The following is a 9,249-nucleotide window of genomic DNA, read 5'->3' on the forward strand; positions in this document are numbered from 1 at the left end:
TTATGGCAAAGATAATAAATATTTACGTCATTTCATACTTAACTTAACACTAGTCCATATATTTTATTTCTTAACACTTTTGTTAAGTTGCTATTCCTTAGATGTATTGCATATACATAGTTTAATTGAGATGGATGTGTATGATAAATTGAATTACCCTCAATCAAAGTGTTATTGCAGCCGCCATGTAATACTATTGCTGAAGTTCCAAAATCATATATGTTATTATTTAATATTTGGGTATCGCGATTACCAGCTCCAGATACATATATCCCGTGTCTTAAAGTAGAAGGAGGGGTAATAGTTTCTCTTATAATACAATTCTGAATAATATTACCAATATTTGTTCCTGATCCCAGTTTAACAGCTGCGTTCTCAAAATTAACTGAAGAGCTTTCAATAATCAGGTTTTTAAGTGCGTTATAACTGGAATTATCATTAATAAAAAAAACAGGGCTAACTATATGAGTGCTTCTAAAAGTAAAATATTCACCACTACCATTAAAACTTCCATCAAAAATTACTCTTGAACAGCCAAATATTTTAATCAGTCCCGTTTCGCTCGAACCGGAAATTGTTTTCATTTCATTACTAAAAGAAGAAATAGTGAGTGTGTAATTGCCTCCGCCGGTTTCTTGCCACTGTGATAATGCGAATGCGCCGTTTTCTGTAAGGTCGGAAGTAATTTGTATTTCAACATTTCCCGAAAAAGAACCGGCACTAATTGCTTGGAACAAACCATTTGCTTGCGTGAGCGATGTATATTTGTATCCAGAGCCAACGCTGTAGGTTCCGTTGAACGAGATACGGTAGCTGTTGATAGTTCCGGTTATCGGAAATGCCGAAGCATTCATCGCAACAGAAGCTGGCTGTAAATTAAACGTACCAGAATTAATTTGAACATTAGGCGTTGAATTATTATCCTGAGCTGTTATAAAATATTGAATAACATCTCCGGCACTCACGCCGCTGTTAAACAACAACGAATAGTCAATCGTGAATTCAAACGGCGACGATGCATTGTTTGTTTCTATCCACTTCCAACCGTTTGTCGAGCTTGTGTTGCCGGTGTAATCGTTGGAATCTTTGTTTCGCTTGAAGTACAATCTTGGTTTAGTTCCTGGCGAAACATTAATTCCACTGTAATCAGTTATTACAACACCTGTTACCGCTCTATTCAAAGGACTTTCTGTGTGCGATAGTAATGTATAAGATATATCAGGCGGGTTAATATCGTTTGACAAAAAATTACCCTCATCGGCGCCAATATCCGGAGTTGTTGTATTGCGAAGATCACCATCAATATCGTCAGTGATTACAAGCGGCGAATTAATAGGAATTCCCGCACTTTCCAGCAAAGTCATACTTGCGGGATTAATGTGCAAATCGTATGGTGCACTACTGCTAATAAACGGAACGTTTTCTGTAATCGCTTTTTGGTCGAGCGGTCGGGATGAAACATAGGTTTTGTATTCTGCTATTGTTTGACATGAGGTCGTTCCATCATATAATATTAAATTTTTTGAACTTGGCGTGCCGGCGTAATAAAGATTGTTGTTGGACTTTGTTGATAAGTTAATAATGTATTTTCCCGATATTCCTTTCATAAAAGCGACCGCAAGGGCTCCTGTTGTTACATTAACATTGTTAATAAAAATATTGTTACTGAAATGAACTAATGTGTGATTATTAGTAGGAATATATAATACAGAACTTTTATTGCCGGAATTAGTGCTGACATAATTTAATAGCACTGAGTTATAAAACATATTAACATTTATTCCGCTGTGTAGAAAAATTCCGCAAGCACCCACTATTCCATGTGTAGAAGATGCACTGGATATTCCACTGATCATATTGTTATAAATGTTAGCCGTTTTTGCATAAATATATAAACCAAATGCAGAGTAGAAGGAGCTACCTGTATAAATGATGTCCGAAATATTGTTGCTGTAAATATTTAGTGTATCGCCCGCTGTTGATCTTATTGCATAAGTATCTCCACCGCCTAAGAAGCTAATAAAATTACAGTTTGAAATAGTAATTGTATTATTTTCACCTGCCTGGATGTAAACCCCGTATAAAGTGCTTAAAGGGATTGAGTTTGAAAAATTTTTAAAGGTTGTATTTTTAATCGAAAATTGTTTTTGATAGTAAATATTGATTCCTGTTGAGGAAATATTTTCAATTTTACTTTCGCCGCCAGAAGTTGAATTAATTTCATTGCCAATATCTGCATTGGCATCAGAATAGCCATAAAAGTAATATCCTTTGAAACAATCCTTAACTTCATTATTGTAAAACTTATTATAACTGTTAGTTCCGGCAAAAGAAGTTGCGTTTGACTGAATGTGAAATCCATTATCACTTGTTCCAGATTTATCCAAATCTATAACGCAGTTCTTAATCGTGTTGTATTGACAGCCGTCGGATGCGCTTCCATATAATTGAAATCCATTTTCCATTTCGGTTCCAGCATCACGAATATCAAAACCATCAAATGTGATGTAGTCGCTTCCGTTTAATTGAAATCCGGCTTGAGTTCCGCTGCTTCCAGTAAAAATAATTATTGGTTTTACACCTGTCCCTGATTGTTTAAATACTATTTGATTATCAGCGGTTCCTGTTGCAGTTATTGTAAGTGGTGCAGAATTAAAAGTTTGGCCATCCATAACCAGAAAGGTAACTCCACCCGAACCAACACCGTTAGAGTTTAATGCATCAATTGCAGCAAAGAATGTAGAGTAATCACCGCTGCCTGAGTTATCAATTGTTTTAGTGCCAGTTAGCGGCTGTGCATTTATATTTAGTGATGATAAAAACACAAAGTAAAACAACAGTAAAAGATTTCTGAATTTCATTTTGTTCTCCGATTATTTTATTTAATAAATATTTTTTAATGATGTTTAAATTGTCGGCAGCTCGATAAACTATCTTACCAAAATCATTTTTTTAGTGTTCACATAAATCTGACGTGGGACCTGCCTACCGTTTGACGAAGGATTTCCTGCTTCCATTCTTAACATATAAACACCGCTCGCCATTCCGCTTGCATTCCACTCCACCGACTTGAATCCTGCGTCTTGGGTCTCATTCACGAGTGTTGCTACTTCTTGTCCAAGTATGTTGTACACCTTAAGCGTCACCTTATAGGTCGAAATGCCATTTCGACCTACATCAGCGGGTACCTGATAAATAATAACTGTTGACGGGTTGAACGGATTGGGATAGTTTTGTGAAAGATGAAACTCTTGAGGAAGTTCATCTGATTTTATGACATCAACTGTTAGCCACCACCTCAGCAGTGGGTGAATCAAATACTTATCACTATTAATGGTCTGGATATATAAAGAATTCCCATATTGCCCTGTAGGTTGGGGCGGAAGACCGAAAATAACATTCCCGAGATGAGCGTCATTTTTTAGTAAAGTTCCACTTGCGTACCATTTATCTTGCTCGATTGCAACATTAAAACGCCCGGCATTTGCTGAATCAGCAAATTGTGTTTGACCAATCCAATTTACATAAGCATTTTGGTATTTATATGTTACTCCTCCTACACTTACAGAGCTATTATTCGTAATCCGTTTTTGTTGTGTGTACACATTGTTATAATAAATTAATTCAGTAAAATATGATTCATTTATTGTAAACGACATACTTGAAGTACTGGATGTCCCAGTAACTAATTCCGAATACTTTTTGTGAGCCCAATTGTAATCGACAACGGCGCTATCACGTCCCGTATGATTAATATTGAAAGTCCATGTAGTCCCAGCATCAATTACATAACCATTGAACTGTCTTTGAAAGTTAACCGCACCAGTCCCCGGCGGATTTGGAATAGACTGACTCTGAACCTGAATATCGGTAAAATTGGTTACAGTAACACGGTAATTCATATTATGCGATCTCGACAACGATTCCCATGAACTTCCAAAATATCCATCAACCGATGAAAATATAAAAACCTCAGTGAACCCGTTTGCATATACTACCCTTAGCTGGTTTGTGGGTGTGGAAGAATATAACCAAACATCATAGTTCGATGTACTCTGAGTTATCGTACCCGTCAAAGTTAGGACATTACTATTTAAACTCCTCGTTAACCAGACAACCCAAGCAGCTTCATCTACGACTGATTGACCAAACTCTGTTATTTCATAAGATGACCGAAAAAGATTGTAACAGATAGTGGCTTCGCTCTGACAAAATGTTGATGGCGACAAAATAATTATCAGTCCGATGATAACGAATATCGTTTTCATAATATGCCTCTTTATTTTATTAGCAGCATTTTGTTTATTTCAACATGCTTATTATTGGAGTTGAATTGATCAATGACTTCGATTCGATAATAATAAACACCGCTTGCCACATTCACACCATCATCATTTTTTCCATTCCAAGTCGCTTCATAAGTGCCTGGCTGTTGATTGTTATCGACAAGGGTAACTACCCGCCTACCACTTATATCATAAACATCCAATCTTACATATGAGGGCGTTGGTAACTCATATCGAAAAGAAGTCTGAGGATTAAATGGATTAGGATAGTTTTGCGCAATAGTGAATTTTTGGGGAACTTTCGTGTCAATTTCGAAAACACTTGTTAACGTAACGACTGTCGCACGCATGAATAATGTGTAATCATAGGGTGAAGTTAATTTATACCAACTTACGTTATTATACTCATAAGCTCTCTGATTGCCCGGCGGTGGGTCTGCGCCTATTAACGGTTGATTGTATCCATCATATTTTACACTAACATAAAAATCACCGTTTGGATTGACATTCGATAAATTGATAGATAGCCAGCCTGCTTGTTGAGGAACTATCGTTGATGGGCTCAGTATCGAAGTTCCCGGTAAACTACCATTTCCATCTGCCTTATACATTTTCAATGTAAATCGGCCATTTCCATAAGGATTATTTTCTCCGACAAGTAAAATTTTTATATTTGATACTTTAACATTCGGCACGGGTGGAGTAAATCGGACGGCTAATTCCCAATTAGCATCTGATTCGTAAACACCCGTATATGGGTCGTTATCGTCATACGATAAACTATAAGTCTGACCTCCGCTGCTTTCGATGCCAACAGCAGTGAAACCGCTCGCCACTATGTTGTATTCTGTTGAACCATTGCCGAATAAATCTTTTGCAGAGTTTAAACAAGCATTGCGTAAATCAACAAACTGCGAATTGTTTGTAAGATATGTAGTCAACGACCTGTACCAAATCCAACCCGCTTTTGAACGGCCGATAACCGAAGCAACATTATAGAATGCTTTATTTAAAATACCACAATTTATATGAACTCCACCATGGTCATTCTGGGGATCGTTCGGTAAAGTAACAAATTCGTCCATATGAGCAGGCAGCCAATTTGGATGCCCTTGGGTATATCCGTTGTGTGGGTCTTGCATACTTCTGAGTCCGTCTCCCGGTGTACCTGGTGTAAAAACATCTTCCCCAACGAGCCAATCGGCGCTATCAGCGATAACCGCAAAAACATCGGACATATTTTCATTCATGGCGCCTGGTTGTAATTCGTATACAAGATTTGCCGTTTTTTGTGTTACACCGTGCGTAATTTCATGCGCTATAACATCAAATGAACCCGCAAGGTTTGAAAATACTACACCATCGCCGTCTCCATATGTCATGAAGAAACCATTCCAATACGCATTATTGAGCTTGATTCCGTAGTGAACCACATTCTCCATCGTCATCCCTGCATTATCAATACTATTCCTATTGAAGCGGGATTTGTACATTTGATATGTTTCCCGAGTAAAATGGTGTGCACTCACTGCAGCTTTCATTCTCTCGGTATCGTTAAAGTTATTATCATTATTGGAGTCAGTTACAACAGTTGCACTCATATACCCGTTACCAGTTGTATCGTTTTGAGCATCGTATGTTCTTATTATTCCTTTTAAGCTTTCAATTGGTGCCACATACATTGGTAAACTCGCATCAATCATATAATATTTCCCACCATACAGATAGGAATGGACTGTTTTAACATTCCCATCCAAAGCTATACCTGAACCGACAGCCGGTCCATCGTATCTAATACCGTCATCGATTTTTATAACTTCACCGGTATTAGCATCAATAAAAACAGTCATCATTGGGTTAGAATAAGAAGGCAATGATACTGCATATACAAGCAACAACTTAACACCTTTTGAGTAGATGTTTAATTCAGCAGCTTCGCCTGTTGATTTATAATTGCTGAGGGATTTTTTCGCGATCTGGATTGCAGATAAATTGTCGATTTTAGGGGTGTTGTTCATATCAGGCGTTGGGAAATATCTTCCATTCACACATTCTATCGAACCGTCAGAATTGAAGTGTACAATTAATTGACCTTGAAAGATTTTTACACCGTTAACTTGTTGTTGATATTTAATGTGCGTCATTCCCATCTCGTCTTTTATATCAGAAATCAGCTTTAGTTCTTTGTCCGGTTCCCTCAAGCCAAATAATTCTTTATTCTCAAATAAAAATCTGATACCATCGACTGACTTATCGGATGAGCTGGAATATCCTGGCGCAGTCAATTTTCCTGTAACGAACGTTGGAGTTGAGTTGAATTCATTCCACTGCACTCCGACCTGATGACCGACTTTATTCTGCAATGTTTCCAATCCTTCTTTAGCATTGTGATTAAAAAACTTCACAACATCGGTAGATGTTTTCATCCCTGGATTGTTCGTTATAAAAGCGAACATAGGAATAATAAACAACAGCAAAACTATTTTTAGATATTTCATAAAATCCTCTTATGATTATTTGGTGATTGAATTGTTAATTAGATTTTTAATGTAATAATAAAATTCTTTTATTTTTTCAGGAACCTCTTCCTCTGGCTCGACACCTACCCATGAGACCGTGTGCTTAGAAATATTAGTTGAAATACTGATTGACGAAGAAATATTCCCTGATTTATTATATTGCACATTTAGCAATTCCAACTCTGTTATTTTAGTATTCATTTCTTTTAATTTATCAGGTGTTAATTTACCACCGGGCTTTAAAGATGCGAGATTATAAGTGCGCCCTTCCCATCGACTTATCTCCCCCAATGTATCAATGTAGTAACCATTATACATACCTGTAAATCCACCACCGGATGTTAGCGTAACATTAAAGCGGCTACTGAGATTTTGGGTATGACTGCATCCTAAAATATGTAGCGATAAAATAACCAAAACGATTAAAGTAAAATTTTTCATAATGTTAACAAGTTATTCAGTTTAACAACATTATTAATGTGGACTCATGTTCAACCAAGATTCTACACTGAGCGTATGTCGCACGTTTATCGCTCATTCAAATTATTTCAACATTACAAATTTCTTGACAGCAACAAAATCACCGGTATTTATTCGATAGAAGTACACACTGCTGGCGAGATTACTTAAATCAAGCAGCATAGATTTATACCCAGGTTGCTGAAACTCATCTACCAAAGTCATTACCTCTTGCCCCAATAAATTATAAACACGTATAGTTACATGTTGACTCGTTGGCAAATCATATTTAATTGTAGTAGTAGGGTTAAAAGGATTGGGATAGTTTTGATAGAGTTCAAAAACCGATGGTAGAGGAATTTGATCTTTTATACCTACGAATATGTCGCGAAAAAGGGTGTCTGCCAGCAAACCAGATTCAATAAAGCTATTCCCATATCCAGAAGTTCCAACAAAGTTTTGTCCCGCAACCGACTTTATGTTTGTGTTACTGATTTTCGATTCAGCAAAACCCATGTTGAAAGATGACCAAGGTACTTTGGAATTTTGTGTGCAAACTTGTTGAGTGATGAATATTAGCATTAGAAGATATTTCATTTGAATTTTCCTTTCCGATTATCGCACTTCACCAATGTTTCGATTTTTTTGATCTTCGAGCAATTGTATCCGTTTTTCGAGATGGATTAATTGTTTTTTCAATTCCAAATTTTCTTGATACAGTGCTTTGATTGCTGAAAGCGCAACGCCGTCAGGGTCTATGGTTGAAATCGTTTTATCATCCTCACCTAAACCAAACAGTGAATAAAAGTCCTGTGCCATTGGACCTATATGTTCGATACTAGGGTCTTGCGACTTGTAACTCCATTGTTTGATTGGGAGATGTGAGAGCTTTTCTAAAATATCTTTTTCGTTCACTGGTCGGATGTTTCGCTTTAGAGTACTATCTGAGACGACATTCCAAGAGGAACCACCAGCCGTTAGTGTTACACCTGAAGTTAGACCTGTGTTTGTGTAAATCCGCACACCGCCGGAAGCCCGGATATTAAATTGATTATCCGCTGATGAAACAAAATCTGAGTTAGTCGTGTCAGCCCAGACGAACGCGCCATTGTGATCCGCTTTCGCCCTTCGTCCAGAGGCAAAAGAATAGTGGCCTGTTGTTCTATTAGACCGCCCGCCTGGAATTATTGAGTAATTACCGGTCGCAGAATTAGAGTCGGTTGTAAATGCACCACCCCCGCCGCTGACTACAGAGTAATTTCCATGAGCAATGTTAATGCTACCGCCTCCAACCGTCGAAGCAATCCCATTCGCCTGATTTGAATTACCGCCGCTTATACTCGCGAAATTACCTTTAGACCAATTACCTCCGCCACCGGCTACCGTTGCGTAATTTCCATACGCCTTATTATAGGATCCTCCCCCTACCGCTGCAGCATCACCAATACTAGCGTTCATATATCCACCCCCAACAGTAGAGTATGAGGCGCCGGCTGTATCAGATTCTCCGCCTCCGACTGTTGAATAGTTACCACTGGCAATATTACCCCTACCACCATTTACGGTGGCACGCTCGCCGCTTGCTGTATTTACATATCCACCTCCAACAACCGAATTGATTCCGCTTGCCGTATTCCGGTAACCGCCTCCGATCATTGCTTCGGCGGCGGTAACAGCATTTCGCCTTCCACCGCTGATTACTGAATAATTTCCTATCGCCGCGTTGGAATCATATAAATCGACACCACCACCTCCAGAAACAACCGAGTAATTTCCCCGCGCTCGATTATTTCTTCCCGCAACAAATGCGTCAGTACCTGTGTTAAGATTACTCCATCCGAAGTTTCCTTTTCCCATTGCAATTGATGGATTGCCTGTATTAGTTATCGCTCCTGTCATAGTTCCGCCGGATAATGGAAGGTATAATCCATTCTTAAGGGCAGTTCCAAAAATTCAAATATAAGTTTAGTGTTATAGATTTTATC

Annotated in this window: 6 protein-coding genes; all 6 read right to left on the reverse strand. The window is 38.1% G+C overall.

Annotation, left to right across the window (positions count from 1 at the left end; translation table 11 throughout):
- Nucleotides 1-38: 38 nt before the first annotated feature.
- The 6 genes from QME58_13280 to QME58_13305 all read right to left on the reverse strand — a co-directional run bounded on the left by QME58_13280 (nt 39) and on the right by QME58_13305 (nt 9,163).
- A complete protein-coding gene (locus QME58_13280) occupies nt 39-2,861 on the reverse strand; it encodes a right-handed parallel beta-helix repeat-containing protein (protein MDI6804789.1) in 2,823 nt (940 codons plus the stop codon).
- A gap of 69 nt (nt 2,862-2,930) precedes the next feature.
- Nucleotides 2,931-4,268, reverse strand: a complete 1,338-nt coding sequence (locus QME58_13285) for a T9SS type A sorting domain-containing protein (GenBank protein MDI6804790.1) — start codon at nt 4,266-4,268, stop codon at nt 2,931-2,933.
- Nucleotides 4,269-4,279: 11 nt separating this feature from the next.
- A complete protein-coding gene (locus QME58_13290; protein ID MDI6804791.1) occupies nt 4,280-6,784 on the reverse strand; it encodes a M4 family metallopeptidase in 2,505 nt (834 codons plus the stop codon).
- Between the two features lie 15 nt (nt 6,785-6,799).
- Nucleotides 6,800-7,246: a hypothetical protein gene (locus QME58_13295; GenBank protein ID MDI6804792.1), complete on the reverse strand. Its 447-nt coding sequence runs from the start codon at nt 7,244-7,246 to the stop codon at nt 6,800-6,802.
- Between the two features lie 102 nt (nt 7,247-7,348).
- Nucleotides 7,349-7,861 carry a T9SS type A sorting domain-containing protein gene (locus QME58_13300; protein ID MDI6804793.1) on the reverse strand — a complete coding sequence of 171 codons (513 nt, stop codon included), beginning with the start codon at nt 7,859-7,861 and terminating at the stop codon, nt 7,349-7,351.
- An 18-nt stretch (nt 7,862-7,879) separates the two neighbouring features.
- Nucleotides 7,880-9,163 carry a tail fiber domain-containing protein gene (locus QME58_13305; protein ID MDI6804794.1) on the reverse strand — a complete coding sequence of 428 codons (1,284 nt, stop codon included), beginning with the start codon at nt 9,161-9,163 and terminating at the stop codon, nt 7,880-7,882.
- Between the last annotated feature and the right edge of the window lie 86 nt (nt 9,164-9,249).

Source organism: Bacteroidota bacterium (assembly GCA_030017895.1).
Classification (GTDB): domain Bacteria; phylum Bacteroidota; class Ignavibacteria; order UBA10030; family BY39; genus JASEGV01.